The sequence below is a fragment of the Thermomonospora umbrina genome (assembly GCF_003386555.1).
In the GTDB taxonomy this organism is placed as follows: Bacteria; Actinomycetota; Actinomycetes; order Streptosporangiales; family Streptosporangiaceae; genus Thermomonospora; species Thermomonospora umbrina.
Genome location: NZ_QTTT01000001.1, coordinates 6350863 through 6368057, shown reverse-complemented (window position 1 = coordinate 6368057; position 17195 = coordinate 6350863). Strand labels below are relative to the sequence as shown.

31 protein-coding genes are annotated in these 17195 nt (G+C 70.3%); 1 reads left to right on the top strand and 30 read right to left on the bottom strand.

The window, feature by feature from the left end; translation table 11 throughout:
* Positions 1 to 180 precede the first annotated feature (180 nt).
* Together DFJ69_RS28625 and DFJ69_RS36525 are read right to left on the bottom strand one after the other, a co-directional pair.
* Positions 181 to 465, bottom strand: coding sequence for a hypothetical protein (locus tag DFJ69_RS28625; RefSeq protein WP_147312442.1), 285 nt, complete (start codon positions 463 to 465; stop codon positions 181 to 183).
* 229 nt (positions 466 to 694) lie between these two features.
* Complete coding sequence (locus tag DFJ69_RS36525; protein WP_425453428.1) at positions 695 to 973, bottom strand: Panacea domain-containing protein; 279 nt, start codon at positions 971 to 973, stop codon at positions 695 to 697.
* 451 nt (positions 974 to 1424) lie between these two features.
* On the opposite strand from DFJ69_RS36525, the gene DFJ69_RS28615 reads away from it, so the two are divergent.
* A complete protein-coding gene (locus DFJ69_RS28615) occupies positions 1425 to 1955 on the top strand; it encodes a hypothetical protein (protein ID WP_147312441.1) in 531 nt (176 codons plus the stop codon).
* A 73-nt stretch (positions 1956 to 2028) separates the two neighbouring features.
* Here DFJ69_RS28615 and DFJ69_RS28610 read toward each other — a convergent pair whose 3' ends face one another.
* From DFJ69_RS28610 to DFJ69_RS28480, 28 genes are all read right to left on the bottom strand, one after another.
* Positions 2029 to 2220 carry a hypothetical protein gene (locus DFJ69_RS28610; RefSeq protein WP_116025453.1) on the bottom strand — a complete coding sequence of 64 codons (192 nt, stop codon included), beginning with the start codon at positions 2218 to 2220 and terminating at the stop codon, positions 2029 to 2031.
* Positions 2221 to 2296: 76 nt separating this feature from the next.
* Complete coding sequence (locus DFJ69_RS28605) at positions 2297 to 3037, bottom strand: peptidoglycan-binding protein (RefSeq protein WP_245974620.1); 741 nt, start codon at positions 3035 to 3037, stop codon at positions 2297 to 2299.
* The gene (locus DFJ69_RS34530) at positions 3030 to 3200 is read right to left on the bottom strand and encodes a hypothetical protein (RefSeq protein WP_170177482.1); all 171 of its coding nucleotides are present in this window, start codon (positions 3198 to 3200) and stop codon (positions 3030 to 3032) included. Before DFJ69_RS34530 ends, DFJ69_RS28605 begins: the two co-directional genes overlap by 8 nt.
* Before the next feature lie 553 nt (positions 3201 to 3753).
* Positions 3754 to 4074 carry a hypothetical protein gene (locus DFJ69_RS28595; RefSeq protein ID WP_147312439.1) on the bottom strand — a complete coding sequence of 107 codons (321 nt, stop codon included), beginning with the start codon at positions 4072 to 4074 and terminating at the stop codon, positions 3754 to 3756.
* A 107-nt stretch (positions 4075 to 4181) separates the two neighbouring features.
* Positions 4182 to 4475: a hypothetical protein gene (locus tag DFJ69_RS28590; RefSeq protein WP_116025449.1), complete on the bottom strand. Its 294-nt coding sequence runs from the start codon at positions 4473 to 4475 to the stop codon at positions 4182 to 4184.
* Positions 4475 to 5536 (bottom strand): hypothetical protein, encoded by a 1062-nt coding sequence (locus tag DFJ69_RS28585; protein WP_116025448.1) that lies wholly within the window; start codon positions 5534 to 5536, stop codon positions 4475 to 4477. The genes DFJ69_RS28590 and DFJ69_RS28585 overlap by 1 nt, the downstream gene beginning before the upstream one ends.
* Positions 5537 to 5546: 10 nt before the next feature.
* A complete protein-coding gene (locus DFJ69_RS28580; protein ID WP_116025447.1) occupies positions 5547 to 6473 on the bottom strand; it encodes a hypothetical protein in 927 nt (308 codons plus the stop codon).
* Between the two features lie 3 nt (positions 6474 to 6476).
* Complete coding sequence (locus DFJ69_RS28575) at positions 6477 to 7013, bottom strand: hypothetical protein (RefSeq protein ID WP_116025446.1); 537 nt, start codon at positions 7011 to 7013, stop codon at positions 6477 to 6479.
* Between the two features lie 10 nt (positions 7014 to 7023).
* Positions 7024 to 7446, bottom strand: coding sequence for a hypothetical protein (locus DFJ69_RS28570; RefSeq protein ID WP_116025445.1), 423 nt, complete (start codon positions 7444 to 7446; stop codon positions 7024 to 7026).
* Between the two features lie 9 nt (positions 7447 to 7455).
* The gene (locus DFJ69_RS28565; protein WP_116025444.1) at positions 7456 to 7707 is read right to left on the bottom strand and encodes a hypothetical protein; all 252 of its coding nucleotides are present in this window, start codon (positions 7705 to 7707) and stop codon (positions 7456 to 7458) included.
* Positions 7704 to 8168 carry a DUF2493 domain-containing protein gene (locus DFJ69_RS28560; RefSeq protein ID WP_116025443.1) on the bottom strand — a complete coding sequence of 155 codons (465 nt, stop codon included), beginning with the start codon at positions 8166 to 8168 and terminating at the stop codon, positions 7704 to 7706. The genes DFJ69_RS28565 and DFJ69_RS28560 overlap by 4 nt, the downstream gene beginning before the upstream one ends.
* Positions 8165 to 8545, bottom strand: a complete 381-nt coding sequence (locus DFJ69_RS28555) for a helix-turn-helix domain-containing protein (RefSeq protein WP_170177808.1) — start codon at positions 8543 to 8545, stop codon at positions 8165 to 8167. The genes DFJ69_RS28560 and DFJ69_RS28555 overlap by 4 nt, the downstream gene beginning before the upstream one ends.
* Complete coding sequence (locus tag DFJ69_RS28550) at positions 8542 to 8877, bottom strand: hypothetical protein (RefSeq protein ID WP_147312438.1); 336 nt, start codon at positions 8875 to 8877, stop codon at positions 8542 to 8544. Before DFJ69_RS28550 ends, DFJ69_RS28555 begins: the two co-directional genes overlap by 4 nt.
* 56 nt (positions 8878 to 8933) lie before the next feature.
* Positions 8934 to 9089, bottom strand: a complete 156-nt coding sequence (locus tag DFJ69_RS34525) for a hypothetical protein (RefSeq protein WP_170177807.1) — start codon at positions 9087 to 9089, stop codon at positions 8934 to 8936.
* Positions 9090 to 9100: 11 nt separating this feature from the next.
* Positions 9101 to 9553, bottom strand: a complete 453-nt coding sequence (locus DFJ69_RS28545; RefSeq protein WP_116025440.1) for a hypothetical protein — start codon at positions 9551 to 9553, stop codon at positions 9101 to 9103.
* Positions 9550 to 10155 carry a zinc finger domain-containing protein gene (locus tag DFJ69_RS28540; RefSeq protein WP_116025439.1) on the bottom strand — a complete coding sequence of 202 codons (606 nt, stop codon included), beginning with the start codon at positions 10153 to 10155 and terminating at the stop codon, positions 9550 to 9552. The genes DFJ69_RS28545 and DFJ69_RS28540 overlap by 4 nt, the downstream gene beginning before the upstream one ends.
* Complete coding sequence (locus tag DFJ69_RS28535) at positions 10152 to 11309, bottom strand: helix-turn-helix domain-containing protein (protein ID WP_116025438.1); 1158 nt, start codon at positions 11307 to 11309, stop codon at positions 10152 to 10154. The genes DFJ69_RS28540 and DFJ69_RS28535 overlap by 4 nt, the downstream gene beginning before the upstream one ends.
* A 136-nt stretch (positions 11310 to 11445) precedes the next feature.
* Entirely contained in the window at positions 11446 to 11877 is a 432-nt protein-coding gene (locus DFJ69_RS28530) for a helix-turn-helix domain-containing protein (protein ID WP_116025437.1), read from the bottom strand.
* Positions 11874 to 12383 (bottom strand): WhiB family transcriptional regulator, encoded by a 510-nt coding sequence (locus DFJ69_RS28525; protein WP_245974619.1) that lies wholly within the window; start codon positions 12381 to 12383, stop codon positions 11874 to 11876. Before DFJ69_RS28525 ends, DFJ69_RS28530 begins: the two co-directional genes overlap by 4 nt.
* Entirely contained in the window at positions 12380 to 12748 is a 369-nt protein-coding gene (locus DFJ69_RS28520) for a hypothetical protein (protein WP_147312437.1), read from the bottom strand. Before DFJ69_RS28520 ends, DFJ69_RS28525 begins: the two co-directional genes overlap by 4 nt.
* Before the next feature lie 20 nt (positions 12749 to 12768).
* Complete coding sequence (locus tag DFJ69_RS28515; RefSeq protein ID WP_116025435.1) at positions 12769 to 13329, bottom strand: hypothetical protein; 561 nt, start codon at positions 13327 to 13329, stop codon at positions 12769 to 12771.
* Positions 13326 to 13748: a hypothetical protein gene (locus DFJ69_RS28510; protein ID WP_147312436.1), complete on the bottom strand. Its 423-nt coding sequence runs from the start codon at positions 13746 to 13748 to the stop codon at positions 13326 to 13328. The genes DFJ69_RS28515 and DFJ69_RS28510 overlap by 4 nt, the downstream gene beginning before the upstream one ends.
* Positions 13745 to 14155, bottom strand: coding sequence for an HNH endonuclease (locus tag DFJ69_RS28505; protein ID WP_170177806.1), 411 nt, complete (start codon positions 14153 to 14155; stop codon positions 13745 to 13747). The genes DFJ69_RS28510 and DFJ69_RS28505 overlap by 4 nt, the downstream gene beginning before the upstream one ends.
* 32 nt (positions 14156 to 14187) lie before the next feature.
* Positions 14188 to 14502, bottom strand: coding sequence for a hypothetical protein (locus DFJ69_RS28500; RefSeq protein WP_116025432.1), 315 nt, complete (start codon positions 14500 to 14502; stop codon positions 14188 to 14190).
* On the bottom strand, positions 14499 to 14816 hold the full coding sequence (locus DFJ69_RS28495) for a hypothetical protein (protein ID WP_147312435.1): 318 nt from the start codon (positions 14814 to 14816) through the stop codon (positions 14499 to 14501). Before DFJ69_RS28495 ends, DFJ69_RS28500 begins: the two co-directional genes overlap by 4 nt.
* A 65-nt stretch (positions 14817 to 14881) precedes the next feature.
* Entirely contained in the window at positions 14882 to 15472 is a 591-nt protein-coding gene (locus DFJ69_RS28490) for a hypothetical protein (RefSeq protein WP_116025430.1), read from the bottom strand.
* A complete protein-coding gene (locus DFJ69_RS28485; protein ID WP_116025429.1) occupies positions 15469 to 15894 on the bottom strand; it encodes a hypothetical protein in 426 nt (141 codons plus the stop codon). Before DFJ69_RS28485 ends, DFJ69_RS28490 begins: the two co-directional genes overlap by 4 nt.
* On the bottom strand, positions 15891 to 17117 hold the full coding sequence (locus DFJ69_RS28480; protein WP_116025428.1) for a DEAD/DEAH box helicase family protein: 1227 nt from the start codon (positions 17115 to 17117) through the stop codon (positions 15891 to 15893). Before DFJ69_RS28480 ends, DFJ69_RS28485 begins: the two co-directional genes overlap by 4 nt.
* Positions 17118 to 17195: the final 78 nt, after the last annotated feature.

Below are 17195 nucleotides of genomic sequence, written 5' to 3'. Positions count from 1 at the left end.
ACCGCGCTGCTGGCGGGGCATGCCCAACGACGCCATCCGCACCGCAGGACGGCCCATCCTCGACGACGACCGCCCCTGGCCTCGGGCCGCCTGACACCGCATACGACGAAGCGCCCCGCCCTCCCGAGGGAGCGGCGGGGTTCGTCATCACCGGGCGACGTCTCCGACGTCAGGGGTGGGTCATTCCAAGGTGTCCTCGGGCGGCACACCGAACAGATCACAGGTGACCGTGCGGGTCTTGACGTCGATCCAGTATGAGCACGTCACGATCAGACCGTCCCCATGCCGGGAGGCAGGGATCCTCGCGTGCCAGTAGTTCGGCATCCGGGCGACTCGTTTGGCGTCCCGGAACGGGTCCTCGTAACGGGACGGGATCCACGCCATCACCGCCCGACGCACCGCGTCGGAGGAGACATCCGCCGTGATCCAGTTGTCCAGGGGCCCAGGAAGTCCGCCAGTTCCCACTCGGGTCCGCCCACGGTCACCCTTGCGTCAACCTCGCCAGCAGCTCTTCCCGGGAGTCGGGGCGGGACGTCCTCGGTCGCCGCCGCTCGGCACCCTTCACCCATTCACGCAACGCGTCGGGATCCACCCGCGGCTCGTCCACGTCGTCGGGCTCGTCGTTCTCGAAGTGCCGCCGGATCCATCGAGTTCGATGCGGGCCGAGGGCTCCGCGGCCGCCTTGCGGACGGCGTCACCGGTCTGCCATGGCGCCTGTCCGTGCGTGAGCGCTTCCAGGTCCGAGCCGGTGTGGCCGCCATAGCGGCTGACCACGTACTCGATGGCGTTGAGTCCGGCCTCGCCGAGTTCGGCGCCGTGGGCGGGGGGTATCGCCGTGCTTCTCTTGGTGCCACAGCGTTCCGACGACGGGGCCGTGGTCCCAGGCGGAGATGCTCTCACCGAACAGCGGCTCACCGAGGTCGGCCACATGATGTCCCTGACAGAAGTACAGCAGCTTGTGCAGCTTCAGCACGCCCACCCGGGAAGCCGCTCGCGCAGGGCGGCGTGGACGGAGACTGCCATGGGATCGGCATACGGATGATCCTCCGGCCCGCGTAGCTCCTTCACACTACCGCGTTTATAGCTCATAGGTTCGATTATGGCCGCGACCTGTGACAATCGGAACAAACCCAGGTAACAAGACTTCCCTCAGGCGTCACGCTCAAGTGACGAAGCGCCCGCCCGACCCGACCTTCGAAGAGACCAGACGGGGCGTTGGGGTCCCCCCGGACCCATCCCTCGCGCGGGGCGTTTTCGAGCCGCTACTCGTGTCGGGCCAGCGTCTCCGTCGGCACCCAACTCCCGTCCGCCGCGACAGGGGCGGCCACCTGCGACCCCAGACCAATCGGGACGCAGGCGGCCGATCCCGGCCATCTGCCCCCGATTCCGCACCGAACGACGTGGGAGACCTGTAGGACATGCGCATGAAGCACCCCTTCCCCCTCGTTATCGCCCTTCTCTCGCTGCTGTTCGTCGCGGCCTGCGGAGGTGGCGACGAGCCCCCGGCGTCCTCGGCGACGCTCGCGCCCAGCTCTGCCCCGACTGCAGAGACGCCTCGGGTCACCGCCCAGCCGCGCACGGAGGCGGCGTTGCGCCTGGTCGCCGAGGAGGAGTTCGAGACCTACGCGTCCGGCGACTACGGCGGTGCGTGGGACCTGTGGACGGCGGCCGGGAAGAAGCTCATCTCCCGCGCCGACTACGAGCGACTGTTCGAGCTGTGCCCGGCGATCGTCGAGGGCGTGCCGTTCAAGATCGAGAAAGTCCGCGTGTCCGGCACTGCGGGAGTGGTTCGCGCCAGCCGGTCGATCGCGATCCTGTCGTTCAAGTTCGCATACGAGCACGGGCAGTGGAGATACGTGCCGGACCGGTCCGCGGTGGCCGACTACCAGCGGCTCCGCAAGATCGGTATGCAGAAGTTCGTCGCAGCCAGAAAGGCCGAGGGGCTCTGCGCCTGACGGTGGGCACGACGAAGGAGCCCCCGCCCCGGTCCGTGATGGACCGGGGCGGGGGCTCCTCGCTGTCGGGTTCCTACCGGCGGTACCCGGGCACCTCGTCGCGAGCCGTCGGCCGGTTGGGAACGACGTAGACGCCAAGGGCAGTCAGCACCGCCAGGACGATGCCGACCCACTCGGTGGTGGTCACGGTCTCGTCGGTGATCGCGGCCTGAACGGCGTAGGCGGCGGCGAGCACCGTGGCGATGATGGTCTTCGCGTACTTCATACGAGGCTCCTTCGGGGTGATGGGCCTGCGCATCCGCAGGCCTGCGAAACCGTGGTGACCAGCGGGATCAGCGAGATCAGGTGATGGGCTCCTCCCAGGCGGCCCGCCACGTCCAGGGCCCGACGACGCCGTCGACCTTCAGGCCCTTCTCGCGCTGGAACGACCGGCAGACCTCCTCGGACCGAGGCCCGTACCGCCCGTCCGCGGTCAGCCGCCAGCCGCGCTTCTTCATCTGCGTCTGCCAGGTGCGGACGTCGTCACCGGACATGATCGGCGGCTGGGTGAGGTAGCGTCCCGGCCACTTCGGCGCCTTGGTGCCCGGCCTCGACGGCGGCGGGGGCTCCTTGCCGTCGTAGTTCGGCCTGCCGAATCCGGCGATCACACTGGACGAGCGGACGCGTCGCCTGACCGCGTCGCCGGTGTTGCCCTCGATGGTCTGCAGCCGGCCGCCGCCGAGGACCTTCTCCACGATCCCGACGTGGTCGATGGCCCCGGTGGAGTTGGTCGCGCCCCAGTCGAAGAACACGATGTCGCCGGGCTCGGCCTTGTTGACGTTGTCGGTGGTGCCCTTGAACCACCGATCGGCCTTCTGGAAGTCCTGCGCGTGCCAGACCGTGTAGGCACGGTCCCCGCCCGGCAGCACCGCCTTCTCGTTGCCGGACTCGCGCGCCCAGTACGTGATCGCCATGTCGCACCACGGCGCCCGCAGGAACTCGTTCCCGTGCTCCTTGGCGTACGCCCGGGTGAACTTGTTGGGACGGCCGGCCAGTCCGATGTCGGAACGCGCCGCGTCCAGCATCCCCTTCGCGCTACCCACCGGGCGACACCTCCTCGCCGCGGAAGACGCCGTCCACGTCGGGCTCGCCGTACAGCGCGCGCAGCACGGTCTCCTCGTCGGGCTCGGTCGGCTCGTGGACGCGGGTGTCCCGGTCCACGTGGTCCATGTGGGCGAACTCCTCGCCCTCGGGGGGTGTGGTCACTGCTGCTCCTCCTGTCGTACGCATGTCGTCGTCTCACGTGGTCCTTCGGGGGTGAGGACCAGCAGTTCCGCCCTTCGCCACCCGTCCCGGCACGCTGGCCCCACCGGCCCGCCGGGCCCTTGCTCTCCGGGGGGACCCTGGGGGCCTCGTTCACCGGGTGGACCCTGGTCACCCTGCGGGCCGGGAGCCCCGGGCGTGCCGGGCTCGCCGGGTGTTCCGTCCGCGCCCGGATCGCCTGGGGAACCCGGGGAGCCGGGCTCACCCTGAGCACCGGGCCCGCCGTCGTCACCGGGCGGTCCGGTACCACCCTGGGGACCTCGCCCTCCGGGCTGCCCGGCGAGACCCGGCAGCCCCGGAGGTCCCTGCTTGCCCGGATCTCCAGCGGGGCCAGCGCGCGGCGTACCGCCGAGTTCGAGGACCTGCTGATACAAGATGCGGTTATCCCGCTGGATGCCTCTGACCTCCGACCACACCAGCCACGCCAAGGTCAAGAATGCGGCGATGACGAGAGCCAGGACCAAGGCCCTGCGCGCCGACCTGGTCCGCTCAGCCATTACGGGTTCCCGCCGCGCAACTGCAACAGAATCCCGACGAGGAACAGGGCGCTGGGGATGACGCCCGCATACACCGCTTGCCGCCAGTTGGTGCCCTGCTGATCGGCGGCCTGCTTGACCTCCCGCACCGCCTGCTCACGGGCAGCGGACTCCTCGGCGATCTCGCGCACCAGCTCCGCCTTGAGGTCCCGCACCGCCTGGTCCCTGGCAGTGCGTTCCTCGGCGAGGGCGGTCCCGAAGGCGGCGAACCGGCGCTCGATCTCGGCGCGGTCTCTGGTGTAGATGTCGGCGGAGACGACCCGCAGGCCCATCTCCCGCATGAGTTCCTCGAGGCGACTTTCCAGACGGTCAAGGCGGCGCACGACCTCTCCGAGGGATGGCTCATCGGGCAACGGACCCCCCTTCGGCGGAGCTCATGGCGATTGGCTCATCGCAGCCATTCGCCGCCGGTGGTGCGCTGGTAGGCGGTGATGTCCCACCAGGCCCCGGTTCCGGTGAGCTGTCGTAGCCCCGAGGCGGGGACCGCATCCGGCGCGGAGGGTGCCGAGAATTGCGCGTGAAGGGTCCGGCCGCTCGCGGTCGTCGCCGCCCCGAACACGACGGTGGTGTGATGCGCGCGGCCGACGGGTGGCTCCGGTAGGTCCAGGTGGCCGTAGTGCATGCGGCCGAGCGGTGCCGGTGGTGTGTCCAGCAGCGCGTGGTGGACCAGCCCGGTCGCCATCAGGCCGCCGTCCAGGTGAACCTGATCCGTAGATCCGCGTAGTCGGTGATCGCGTCGGCTTCGGCGCCGGTCAGGTCGATGGTGTAGACGGTCGGGGTGGCCGGGACGTCGGTGAACGTCTGCGACCTGATCACCGTGGTTCCCTGGACCAGCGCGACGGCGCAGGAGCTGGAGGTGGCGCCGCCGGCGGTGGACAGCACCACCGTCACCGTGTGGTCGTCGCTGGACAGGGGGTCTTGGCCTGCGGCCAGGCGCGCTTCGTACACCGCGGCCGACGGCGCGTTGGGGGTCTGGATGTAGCTGTTGTCGTCGCGGACGGCCTCGCCGATCCTGCTCGCGAGGGCGACGCCGGCGCCAGGGGTGGGAACCGCGGTGTAGGACCCGACGGTGACGTCGGAGACGGGCCGCAGCGTCTGCGTCGAGGTCTTGGGGGCGAGCGCGATCGTGTAGCTGATCGCGCTCGACTGGTTGGCGTCCTGGGTGAAGGTGCCGCCGCCGTACCCGCCCGGGGTGACCGGGCCGCGGTCGGCGACCGCTCCGTCGACGTGTCCGCCGCCGGTGCCGATCAGCGACACCCGCGACGTCGACCCGGCCGGGACCGTGCTCCACACGGTGGTGGTCGAGGATTTGGTGGTGCACATCTCCACGACCCAGCAGCCGTCCACGCCGGTGGTCACCGCGGGCGTCGGGACGCTCGCGGTGCCGCCGGTGTCCAGGCGGGAGTTGATCGCGTGCACCGGGTCGACGGTGTCGGTCCCGGAGTGGGCGATCAGCAGGGCTCCGGCCTTGACGCCCGCCGCGCCGTCGTTGGTGCTGACGGCGTTGGTGCTGGCGTCGCCGGTCTGCGCGAGCCGCTTGAAGATCGCGGCGGTGGCCCCGCCGGCCTCGGCCTGTTGCTGCGCCTTGGCGACCTGCCAACCGGACGGGGTCGTGATCGTGCAGTCCGTGTTGACGTACACCATCAGGAGCAGGCTGTCACCGGCCTGGACGCCGGCCGGGATCGTGACCGAGACGCTGTTGCCGCCCGAGCCGGAGGCGGCGGCGCGAAATCCGATGCTCACAGAATCACCCTCACAAGATCACGGTCCGGGGATCGCGGTAGTAGGTCTGGCATGCGACGTTCGCCGCGGCGATCGACGCCGCCGAGGACGTCGGGGTGAACGCCAGCGCGGAGACGCTCGGGTCGAAACCGACGTCGGAGTCGAACCAGGTCTGGAACACCGCAGTCGGGAACCCGCCCGAGCCGGTGGTGGCGCAGTACGCGGCGGTGTCGGCGATCCGCTGCGCCTTGACGGCCGGGGCGTCGAAGTCGTCGATCCAGCCGGTCTCGGCGACCGCCCAGGGGATCTGGTGATCTCGGGCGTACTGCACGACGGGCCCGAACATCGCGGCGGGCGCGTCGTTGTAGTAGTCGACGGACCACACGTCGTAGACGCCGTCCTGCCACCACTGTTCGGGCTGCCCGGCGCCCTGCGCAGGGTCATGCCACAGCCACCCGGTCATGCAGGGGGTGACGTAGAGGTTGGGGATCGCGGCGTCGTGGACGATGTCGCCGAACCGGCGGGCGGCCGACATCCACTGCGCCCGCGTGTACTCGCCGCGGCGGACCTTGGAATCCGCTTCGTGCCACGGCACCAGGAACTTGGGGAACCCGTCGTCGGGGACGGACGCCAGAAAGGCGCGGAGCGCGGCGTCGAGGGAGCCGGTCTGGAACGTCGCGATGGGAGGCCGCAGCGACAGGACGGCGGCCCGGACCCCCACGTCGAGCGCCGCCTCGCTGGCGGCCCACGAGGACGGGATGCCCTGGGCCTCGGACTGGTAGGAGCGACGCACGGTCATGGGGCCGACCTGCGGCTCCAACACCTGCGTCCATGACTGTTGGGAGGAGAGCGGCGCGTGGAAGGACGCCGCCCCCATCAGCAGCGACGTGGGCGCCGGGCCCGACGCGCCGAGGTCCCGCCAGCCCGTCCGGGTCATCTGGGAGACAGTGAGCGGCATGCGTCACTCCACCGTGTCGATGTGGATGTCCTTGGTCCGCGCGCCCGACGGGGCGGGCGGCCCGATCCAGATCAGGTACTGCTGGCCCGCCAGTTCCGCGGGCACGGACGGGTAGGCCCCGGCGCCGGGGTCGTACCGCAGGCCGTAGAGGGCGTAGGTCAGCAGGCTCTGCTGCTCGGCGACCGTGGCCTCCAACTCCGCGAGCCTTTGAAGCAGCGACGCGATGTCGGCGCCGAGGTCGACCGCGACGACGGCGCGGCGCGCACCGCCCGCGTCGGCGTACATGAGGGTGACGCCGTCAGGTCCTCGGAACTGGGGATAGGCGCCGGTGCTGCCGGTGGTGAGGGTTCCATCCGGGATGGGCGTGTCGGTGAGGTCGAGGAGATCGGTGTACTGCACGCCGCCGCTCGGCGCCGTCCAGAAGGTCACGTCCTGGTCGGGGACAAGGAGGTTTTGGAGGCCGGTGAGCGACCCGACGGTGACCTCGTCCCCCGCACCGACGACGAAGTCCGCGATGCCACCGAAAAGGTGCCGTGCCACGAGGGGTCTCCTAAGGGACGTAGCTGAAGACGCCCTGCACGAGCGTCTCGAAGAGAGGGGATTCGCTCAGGAGGGTCATCTCGACGTGGCCGGTGGGCTGCACGACGAGCCGGCAGTACGCCCCAGGAAGGACGAGCGCGAACGGTTTGGGCGCGGCTGGCTGGAACGCCGATGGGATCGCCGCGACGCGGGTTCCACCGACGACCGCCAGACCGGCCGCGGCCCGCGCGTTGAGATCGATGTATACGACGCCGTCGATCTTCCGCACGGTGTTCTGGCCCGCAGAGGAGAACCCCGCGGCCAAGGGCAGGGGCACGTTCCCGGTGTCCTCAGGGGGCCCAAGCGTCGCCCACTGCCCAGTGCCCGGGTCGTAGTAGAGGATCCGGCCGGTGTTCCATTCCCAGCCGATCGCGAAGTCGGTGGGCGCTGCCATGACCCCGCGTCACGTGACGCCACCGCCTCGAGGGAGCCGCTGCCCGCACGCATCGCAGTGCGGTGGGGCGTCCCGCTCGGCCTGGATCCGGCGGAGCTCCCGGCGGTGTCCGGTGGCCGCTCTCTGGGCAGCCGCCCTGCTGTCGCCCTCGTACACGTCGTGCGAGTAGTGACCGGCGTAGGACCCGCACAGCTCGGAGATGCAGAACGCGTTCCACACCCCGTCGTCGCGGCGGACTACATGCACGTCCCGGGCGGTCATGACGGCCTCCCGAACAGTGCCGGCTGACCGGGGCGGGGCTCCCAGGAACGGACCGCCACGGTCCGGATGCGGGCCTTGCGGGCACGGCGGACGCAGTCCTCACCGCCATGCGAACCGTGAACGCTCTGGCGCCTACAGATCTGGGACACACACGGGTCAATGAACGCCACGCACACGTCCGGACGGCGGTCGACCATCTCCTGATTTCGGAGCCCCCCAGCGGCCTTACCGTGGACCTTCCAGGGGGCGGCCAGCCGCCACAGCCGGTCCTCACCGGTCACGCCACGACGGATCGCCCACCGGTCCGCGATCGCGTCCACGCCCTCACGGCACGCACCGTGGATCAACACCATGTCGGGGTGCTGGCGCAGCAGCTCGTCCAAGGCGGCGTACACGGGCTCGAAGTTCCGCCAGGTTCGGGAACCGATGACCAGTACCCGGTAGGGGGCCGTGCGGGTCACGCTGCATCACTCCGAATGGGCATGTCGTCGGCGATGCCGAGCGCGGCGGCCAGCACGCGCCTGTTCTCGGCGGCGCGTTCCGCCGTGATCGGCGGGGGCGGCTTCCGCTCCCGAGGCGTCGGGGCGGCCGGGGCCAGTTCTGCTTCCAGCCGTGGGAGCGTCACGACCGCCTGCCCGTCGCGGACGAGGACGATGCGGTACCCGAGGAATGCCGCGTACTGCTCCAACGCGACGATGGTCGGCGCGCAGCGGCCCTGCTCCCAGCCGTTCACGCGTGCGCTGCCGAATCTCGCGGCGTTGCTGGCCGCCCGGCGGGACAAGCCCTGTTCCTCCCTGGCTCGGGCGAGTTGGACCACCAGCGGGTGCGGGGCGCTCACGCGGCACCCCCCGCCGCGTTCCGGGCGCCGCAGGAGGCCGTGCCGCACGCGGTGTCGCACGTGCAGGCGGTCCGCTCGTACGGCGGCGCGCACTGTTCGCAGGGGCAGCACACCTCGCACCGCACCCCTCGCCCGATCCGGGCGAGATGCTCGCGGGCCAGCCGGTACGCGTCCCCGGCCTCGACCCCGTCGCGGGAAACGGCGGTCTTCCACTGCGCGTCGACGCGTACCGCCGCGGTGGGCCTCCATCCCTGGCCCCGCAACGCCGTGAAGAACTCGGCCGCGAACAGGTCCGCGGGGGTCTGCTCCTCGGCGGCGTCCCGCTCCCGCACCCTGTGGGTGAGAGCGGCAATAGCCGCTTGGGTCCCGTCATCGAACGACACGGCGTTCACGTCCCTTCCTGCGGCTCGGGCCGCCGGCAATCGCGGCAGACGCCGTCGCACCGGTCCCAGCAGACCGGGCCGCCCCGGTACTCCCGGCCCCCGCGTGCGGCGAGCGCCGCCTCGTAGACGTCGCCGCCGGGGTCGGCCGCCGGCGCTGCCACCTGGCCGGCGGTCATGACCGTGCCCCGCCCTCGAAGCGGCGGACGAACTCGTAGATCCGCTCCCGGATCCGCAGGCCCGACAGGACCTGGTCCACGCCCCAGCCGCACACGTTCGCCTGCAGACCGATGACGTCGTCGAACGCGAACACCAGCCCGGCGACCACCCGGGCCCCGTCGAACCGCGGCGACCAGTCCCGTACGGCGGCCTGTGTGACCGCGTCGAGGACCGCAGCGGACTGGTCACAGCGCAGGAGGTCGACGGCGTAGGTGATGTGGCCGTCGTCGGACTCCAGCACGAACTGCTGGTGGGCGGCGTCCAGACGCCAGCCGTTCCAGCGGGTGTCGGCGAGGGTGCCGTCGTCGTGGAACCGGCGGCGCTCGATGGCCCCGTCGACGATCTCGGAGGCATCGCGGCGGTCCCGGGCACTGGGGGTTGCGGAGATGCAACGCAGATGACGGTTCATCGGCCGGCCTCCGCCTCGAGCTCGTCCAGTGATGGCACCGGGTTGATGTCGGGGAGCAGTTCCTCATTGCGTGCCAGGCGCAGCCGGTTGGGGTGCCATGCCGACATCGGCGGTTCGCCCGGTCTCGGCCGGCACGGCTCCCCGGGGCGTGCCGGGCAGCGGTCGGCGGGGCAGGCGACCGTCTGGGCGAGGACCCTGTCGCGGTCCTCCGCCGTCCGGGTCCGCATGAACGCCTCCGACGGGCCGGAACTCGCTCTGCCGGGGATCGCTTTGAACGGCATGTGCCCGTCGGCGGCACGCTGCAGGATGACCCAAAGCTGTTGCCGGTACACCTCCTCCCGCTCAGCGGCGTCCGGAGTCGGAGCCTCAAGCCGCTGGGCGGCGATGCGTTCCTCACGGACCCGGCGGACCTCGGCGCGGATCTCGGCCGGGGCCACGAACGGCTGTCGGCGGACGATGGTCACGACGGCGGCTCGGCAGGCGTCGATGTCAAGGTCGCCGAGCAGGTCATGCCATGCATCGGGGGTGTACTCATCGATGGCCTGCTGGGGGCAGCACGCTCTGACGTAGCGGACGAGGACCACGGCCTCTTCGTGGTTCACGATGCCTCCATCGCATCTCTGGCTCGGGCACGCTGCAGCGCCTGGTCGAACAGGTCGTTGGTGGCCTGCTGCTTGAAGTCGACGGGACGGTTGTTGGGCGGGGGTGGTGCCTTTTCCCGCGCGTCGCGGATGACCGCCTCGAATCGGAGATCGCTCGGCCAGGACTGTCGGCAGGTCTCCAGCGCTTGCTGGACCTCTTGCGGGCTGCACGGTGGGTCGGCGGTGAGGTAGCTCTCCAGAAACGCGCGGAATCCGGGGAAGGACGCCTTCGGGCTGCGGTTGCTCTTGCTCTTCACCGGGATGCCGAGGTTGGGGCAGCGGGCGTCCCACCACCACTTCGCGATCTTGTCAGCGGCTTCGAAGGCGGCCTGCTGCTCCGGGGTCCGCTCGATCTTCGGCTTGGTCCGGCTGCGGGCTTTGGGCTTCGACGGGGGGTGTGAGAGTTGGCCGTCGATCGTTGTTTGGTCGGGCGGGGACTCCGACGGAGGAGGAGTCCCCGAACCGGGCGGTTCAAGGACGGTTAGTAGTACGGACGGTTCATGGATGGTTCGGGTGGAGCTGACGGCGTTACAAACGCCTTTAAACGGCGTTACAGCCATGCTCGTAACGCTGTTTTCAGCGTTACGTACGGAATCTGAAGGCGTTACACCCGGCTCCGTAACACCCCCAGAGGGCGTTACACCCAGGCTTGTAACGCCGTTCAAGTGCGTTACCGGGAGGGTGGTAACACCGCTCGGGGGCGTTACCGTAACGCCTTCAGGCGGCGTTACAGCCTTGGTCGCGCGGTGCCGACGGACCCGCTCAGCGGTCTTCGCCCGCTTGGCGTCCTCCTCGCGCTCCAACTCCTCGCGGTCCTCCGGCGGACGGCGCTTGTCCATCGCCAGCCGCCAGCGGGTGCAGCCACCGACCGTGCCGTCCCTCGTGATCAACCCGGCCGCTTCAAGGCGGCGCAGCGCCTCGCGGACGGTCTTCCGGTCAAAGCCGGTCCGGTAGCAGACGTCCAGGAGTGAGGGATGACTGTTCGCGCCGACCGCGTCCGCGCGTTCGGCCAGCGCCACCAGCACGGACCGGGCGGTCGTGTCCCGCTTGCCGCTGGACGCCATCCGGAGCATGGGCGCATCGTCAAAGGCCCAAGTCACAGCCTCGTGGCTCACTCCGGGATCACCTCGTTCTCGACCCAGATGCCGGCCGAGACCGGCCCGTGGCTGGACGGCGCTTCGCTACTCACGGACTCGTCCCGCGAGACGACCCGGAAGATCGTCAACAGCGGGCAATCCGAGAGACCTGACTTCACGCCGCAGCCTCCCCCGCCTGTCGGGCGCGCTGCTCGCGGCGGTCCTTGTGGCAGTACTTGCACGCCGACTTCAGGCCGTCTCGCTTCGACCGGTCCTGATGGAAATCGTCGCGGCGCGAACGAACCTGCCCGCACCCGGAACAGAACTTCTCGTTCTCATCGAGGACCAGCTCCCCGTACGGGAGCTGCTCGTCCGGCTCGACTTCCCAGCCGTCGACGGGCACCTCGACCCGTTCCCACGTCAGCCGCAGGCCGAGGGCCTCACCCGCCGAGATCAGTTCCTGAAGCCGGGGGGTGCGTCGGCCGGCGCGCCAGTTGTAGACGGTCGCGCAGGCGATGCCGGTCCTCCGGAACAGCGCCGTGGTGGTGACGTCGAGTTCGGTCTGCCGGGCGGTGAGCTGCTCGATCAGGGGATGTGGGGCGGTCATGACGCCGCCGCCACGTCTTGTGCCGTCGCGTCCGCCGGGGGCTGTCCGGACCCGGCGCACCATTCGGCTCGGGTGCCGTGACGGGCGATCTTCCCACCGGCGCTCAGGCCCACAACCCGGTCGCACTCGCCGCACCGCCCCACATCGCAGCGGCCGCCGATCGCCGTGGAGGGGTGTGCGGGGAGTTCACCGCGGCGGGTCAGCCAGCGGCGGAGGGCCGCCCGTTCACTGCTGGTGGTTCCGCCCCAGGTGCCGTGTCGTTCGTCGTGGGCGATCGCCCAGTCCAGGCAGGCGTCTCGGACGGGGCAGGCCGCGCAGACGTCCTTGGCCTTCGCTTCGCGTTGCTCACGTCCCAACGGCACTTCGGTCGTCAGTTCGACGACGCTGTGGTTCGCCAGTAGTTCGGCGACCTCGTCTCTTTCCGGGGGGAAGAAGAGGTTGACGGGCATCCCGGCGCAGGCCGCCCGCGTGGACCAGGGCATGTCGTTGGCGGGCAGGTTGTTCACGGCTGCCTCTCCTCGATCTCGGAGGGGGTGGGGGGTCCGGGCGGCAGGGACTCGGCACCTGCGGCCCGGACCGGCTCGGGGATGGGGCGGATCGCGACCGTCACGGCGGTCGGGTCGCCCTCGCGGAGGCTGGCGTTCTCCCTCTGCAGGCACCGGTTCGCGTACTCGAGGTCGCTGGCCCGTTCACGCCAGTACGCGACCGACCCGACCGTGTGCGCCACCGCCAGATAGGCGGCCAGCCCGAAGCCGCCAGCAGCGACCCCGGCCAGCGGGGACATGAACGCGATCACCACGGACGAGCCGATCAGCACGACGGCGACCGGGACGTCCGCGTTACGGCCGGCCCAGTCGGCCGCCGCGTTCACCGGGCGTGGGATCCGGACCGTCATGCCGCGCCGCCGGGCGCGGACGGGTAGGCGCCGTTTCCGATGACGGCCTGGCCGTCGTCGGTAGGGACCTGCGGCATGCCCTGCGTCTGCGGGCCGTGCGACCCCACCATCCCGTCCGGGACCGTGACCTGGCGCTCGCGGCGCTCGGCCGGATGCTGCCGGCCCGACTGGCGGACCTTCGCGTCGACCGTGTCCGCGTGGTCCGCGGCCACCGCCCGTTGCCTGCTCTCGGCCGCCCTCAACGCGGCGGCGCGCCCGGCCGCCTCCGTCTCCGCCGCGTCGAACTCGTTGGCCTCCTGGAGGAGAACGGCGGCCCGCTCACGGCGCTGCAGGGCATCCGCGTGGCTCTGCTGCTGGGCCTCGGCGACCATGGCCTGGGCTCCGAACTCGTCGGCGGCCTGCAGAGCATCGGTCCGGAGCTGCCACGTCTGGTCAAGGGATTCGTCGGTGCGGACTTCGGTGGTCACGGGCGCCTCTTCTTCGGGTTCGGGGGCGGTGGGCTGCTCGCCCGTGGTGGTGCTGCCGTTGCGGCGGTGGGTGCCGCGGAGCCGGGTCACGCCGCCGCCCCCGGGACCCGGCGAACCTCGACCGTCAGCCACTGGTCGCGGTCCTCGAACACGTGCCGGCCCTCGGCGCCATCGGGGGTCGTGTACTCGGCGATCGTGTAGCGGAGCCCGCCACGCTCCTCGCGGATGACGGGGCCGACCGCCCATCGCACCGCTTGGTCGGGGTGGTCCGGGTCTGCCAGCAGGATGTCGCCGGGCAGCAGCCCGGCAGGGTGGACCTGGACGGGGAGGGAGTCATCACTGGGCATGGCGGCGGCCTCCTTTGGCCGAGGTGATGGGGGTGGGATGGTCGCCGAACGGATGCGCTCCAGCCCGCCGGCGGGGTGGATGCCCGCCGCGTAGCCATGGAGGGCACGCCGGAGGGCGGTCTCGGTGTCGAACCGCGCCATGCGCCCCAGGTGCCGACTCATGACGTGCGCTCGCTCTCAGGGGCGGCGGCGCCGTGCCACTGCTCGTCACCCGGGATCTGCCAGCGGGTGCCGTGCCTGAACACCGCCGTCTTGGCCGGGTCACCGTCGCGGCGGACCATGAACCCGTGCTCGTAAGCCCACTTCGGGCGGCCGTGGACCTTGTCGTGATGGCAGGCCGGGTGGAGGGCGATGAGGTTGGAGAGGGAGTCGTCGCCGCCCTGGGACCGCTTCTTGCGATGGTGGCATTCGAACCGCGCCCATGAGAGCGGCTGCCCGCACAGGTCGCACTTGCCGCCGGCACGCTCGTACGCCTCCGCGCGTTGCTCGCTGATGTCCGGGCGCGGGTTCAGAACCTTGCTGCGGCTCAGTCGCCGGGCGCCGGACTTGAGCGGCGCGCCGCGCTTCATGCGCGTTGTCCGGGGAGGCATCGGTGAACGCTTCACGCCGCACCGCCGGTGGCCAGGCACAACCCGCCACGGAATTCCAAGCCGCCCGGGTACTCGATCCGGTCCTGCCACGCCTCGATCGGATACCGACCGGGCGTCACCTTCGCCGAGTGTTCGGCGTGCGGATGCGGATCCTCAAGATGGAAGAACAGGTCCAAGCCCGGGTCGGCCTGGAGGCTACCGACGTGGCACGTGTGGACCGTGGCCAATCCGCCGTACACGGTGGTGGTCGGGCAGGTCGGCGGATGCTCGACGTCCATCCCGTCGGCGGTCGCCTGGTGGACGATGAGGTAGTGCTGGCCGCTCATGGCCGCCCCCCACGTGCGATCAGGGCGGTGAGCAGCGGCGTCGACAGGAGCCAGGCGACCGGGTCGTTGGTCATCTCCGCCATCTCGGTCTGCATGCCGCGCTCCACCGACCAGTACGCCTCGGTGTCCACGTCGGGCATCCGGACATTGGCCATATCGAGCCCGGCGGAAATGACGATCGCCTCCGCCTGCCTGAGCAGGAAGCGGACCACGTTGCGGCAGTAGCGGGGCTCCATGTCGGAGATGCGGTGCTCCGCGCCTTCTCGGTCGCACCAGACCTGGTCCTGTTCGAGGAGATCCACAGGGTCATTCACGGCTCCCACGAGGACAGGAGTTCGCTGGTGGCGAGTGGCCTTCGCCTGGGCCGTCGCCGGGGTGCTCATGACGCACCCGTTTCGTCGGTGGTGGGCAGCGCCAGCCGGGTCACCTCGGCGAGGTCACCGCGACGGACAGCGGCGACGATGAACGCCGCACCCTCCTTACGGGGGTCGGACAGCGAGAACGCCCCCGACGGGCGGACCGGGGTCACCTCCGCGACCTTCGCGGACTCCCCCGTCACCTGGTCCGCGACCCAGCCTTCGGAGCCCGTCGCCTGCTTCACCAGCTCTTCACGCCACACTCGGCGGACCCGCCGTACCACCAGATCGTCACGGTCGTTCGCCAAGCAGTACTTGACGAGTTCCTCGTCCGTGGTCGCCGCCGGGTCGAGGACCGTCTCGACCTCGGTTCCGCAGTGTTCCTCCACCCAGGCCAACAGCGCGTCCTCGTCGACCTTCACCGACGGGTTCGGCTGTGTCACGGTGATCGACGCGACCTGCTGGCCGTCCGGCAGCGACACCGTCAGAGACCGGATCCCGTTCTCCCGGTACACCGCCTCCGCTTCCTTCCGCGCGGCGGCGTACTCCTTTGCGACGAAGTCGGAGATCGCCTTCAACGTGGCGACCCTCAGGCTGTGATCGGCGAGGTTCATCCCGCCCTCCCCGAAAGGTCGTACGCCTGGCGGGCGTTCGCGCCGATCGACTGGATGCACTTGACCTGGTCGCGGATCTGCCGGGAGTAGTCCTCTGCGGACTCCCGCACGATCTTCTTCGCCTGGTGGTCCCAGTACTTCTCCGGCACCCGGGCGTTGATCCACTCTTCGCGGCCCACAACCGTGACGCCCGTGCTCCGCGACGGCTGCGGGCATTCCGGGTCCAACAGGACAGGGTGCCGCACCTCCATGTACGCCTTGTAGGCCTGGACTTCGGCGTACCGGGCGCGACGGAGCGCGATGCGCGCGAACGCGAGTTCGTTGAACAGGCGCTTCAACCAGCGGTCCACCTCGGCGGGCGACATGTCCGCGTCCGCGTCGATCGGATCGAAACTCTCCGCTGGCTCGTTCGACTCCCTCATGCCGCCGCACCCGCGCCTTCGGGCCGGGCCTCACCAGCAGGCGGTGTGTTCTGCCGGATGTACAAGCTCACCCGGGCGCACACCTTCTCGGCCTCCGCGTAGGTCAGCTCCGTGGACTCGGTGATCAGCCGGCCGACGATCTCCGAGGTGAACCGCAGCCGGGCGTCCCTGTCCTCGAAGTCCCCGGCGGCCTTCCACAGAGACCGCAGCGTGGCGTGCTGGTGTCCGGTCGCCGGGGACACCGCCCGGCGGGCCTCCCCGAGCCGGCGGATCAGGTCGAGGAGTAGAACCTCCTGATCGCGCTCGTCGGGGACGATGACCGACTCGTAGCCGAGCCGCTGCGCCTCCTGGTACAACTCACCCAGCCGGTCGAACCCCGTCACCGGAAGCAGCGCCTCCCCCCGGATCTGTTCCGGGGTCCGCTCCGGCTTGGCGTCGACCAGGTCACGGGTGTGCGCCTTGGCCGGGTCGCACTTGAGGGCGTCGAAGATCAGCCACTCCAGCGTCCAGTCGTCCGAGAGCGGCTGCGGCTCGTCGCGGCCCGGCCGGATGCCCGTGTGCACAGACCTGGCCCCGACCACGATGGCGGGCTTGTGCCGGTACATGCGGACCCAACAGGACGCGTCGAACGCAAGCGTCTTGTGCGCCTCGACGCGGTAGTCCTTCTGCCCCTCGACGGGCTGCCCGTTGTCGCCGATGACCGCGACTTCCTTACCCCGGGCGGTCATGACGACGATGCCGGGGAACGTCATCAGCAGCCTCATCAGACGCCGGTGCCGGTCATTGGCGTCGTTCCAATAGTTCGTGGAGACCTTGATCTCGGCGTGCGGATCGCGTGCCAGCTTCGCTTTGTTGCTGCGGGAGCCCTTCGCGCGTTCGGTGGCCCAGTCCTTCAACCAGTCCCACTCGGTCGTCATCGAGTCGATGACCAGGACGACCGGCTTCTCGCCGGCGTCCAAGGCCTTCTGCGCGAGGCTGTGGATCTCGGCGACGGCCTCCAGGATCGCGATGTAGGACCCGTCGTGTTCAACGATGAGGTAGTCGGCGCCGGGCACAGCGCCGTACTCGTCGGCCGACCCTTCCCCGAGGTCGATCCAGTAGTTCTGGCCGACCTTCTCCGAGGCGGACAGCACGACGGCGGCCCAGGTCTTGCCGCTCTTCTCCCCGCCCTCGATGAGGATGAGGGGCCAGGGAACAGCGCCGGTGGGCTTGCGGGTCTTCACCGAACGACACCTCCGGTGGCGGCTTCGTGAGCAGAGGTCAGGGGGTTGTCGGCCAAGGGCTTGGTCGTGCCGTTCAGG

Coding starts and splice junctions, on each gene's coding strand:
- DFJ69_RS28615 (WP_147312441.1), top strand. CDS start 1,425: ATGAAGCACCCCTTCCCCCTCGTTATCGCCCTTCTCTCGCTGCTGTTC.
- DFJ69_RS28610 (WP_116025453.1), bottom strand. CDS start 2,220: ATGAAGTACGCGAAGACCATCATCGCCACGGTGCTCGCCGCCGCCTAC.
- DFJ69_RS28595 (WP_147312439.1), bottom strand. CDS start 4,074: ATGCGGGAGATGGGCCTGCGGGTCGTCTCCGCCGACATCTACACCAGA.
- DFJ69_RS28590 (WP_116025449.1), bottom strand. CDS start 4,475: ATGGCGACCGGGCTGGTCCACCACGCGCTGCTGGACACACCACCGGCA.
- DFJ69_RS28580 (WP_116025447.1), bottom strand. CDS start 6,473: ATGCCGCTCACTGTCTCCCAGATGACCCGGACGGGCTGGCGGGACCTC.
- DFJ69_RS28570 (WP_116025445.1), bottom strand. CDS start 7,446: ATGGCAGCGCCCACCGACTTCGCGATCGGCTGGGAATGGAACACCGGC.
- DFJ69_RS28565 (WP_116025444.1), bottom strand. CDS start 7,707: ATGACCGCCCGGGACGTGCATGTAGTCCGCCGCGACGACGGGGTGTGG.
- DFJ69_RS28545 (WP_116025440.1), bottom strand. CDS start 9,553: ATGAACCGTCATCTGCGTTGCATCTCCGCAACCCCCAGTGCCCGGGAC.
- DFJ69_RS28530 (WP_116025437.1), bottom strand. CDS start 11,877: ATGACCGCCCCACATCCCCTGATCGAGCAGCTCACCGCCCGGCAGACC.
- DFJ69_RS28510 (WP_147312436.1), bottom strand. CDS start 13,748: ATGAGTCGGCACCTGGGGCGCATGGCGCGGTTCGACACCGAGACCGCC.
- DFJ69_RS28505 (WP_170177806.1), bottom strand. CDS start 14,155: ATGAAGCGCGGCGCGCCGCTCAAGTCCGGCGCCCGGCGACTGAGCCGC.
- DFJ69_RS28500 (WP_116025432.1), bottom strand. CDS start 14,502: ATGAGCGGCCAGCACTACCTCATCGTCCACCAGGCGACCGCCGACGGG.
- DFJ69_RS28490 (WP_116025430.1), bottom strand. CDS start 15,472: ATGAACCTCGCCGATCACAGCCTGAGGGTCGCCACGTTGAAGGCGATC.
- DFJ69_RS28485 (WP_116025429.1), bottom strand. CDS start 15,894: ATGAGGGAGTCGAACGAGCCAGCGGAGAGTTTCGATCCGATCGACGCG.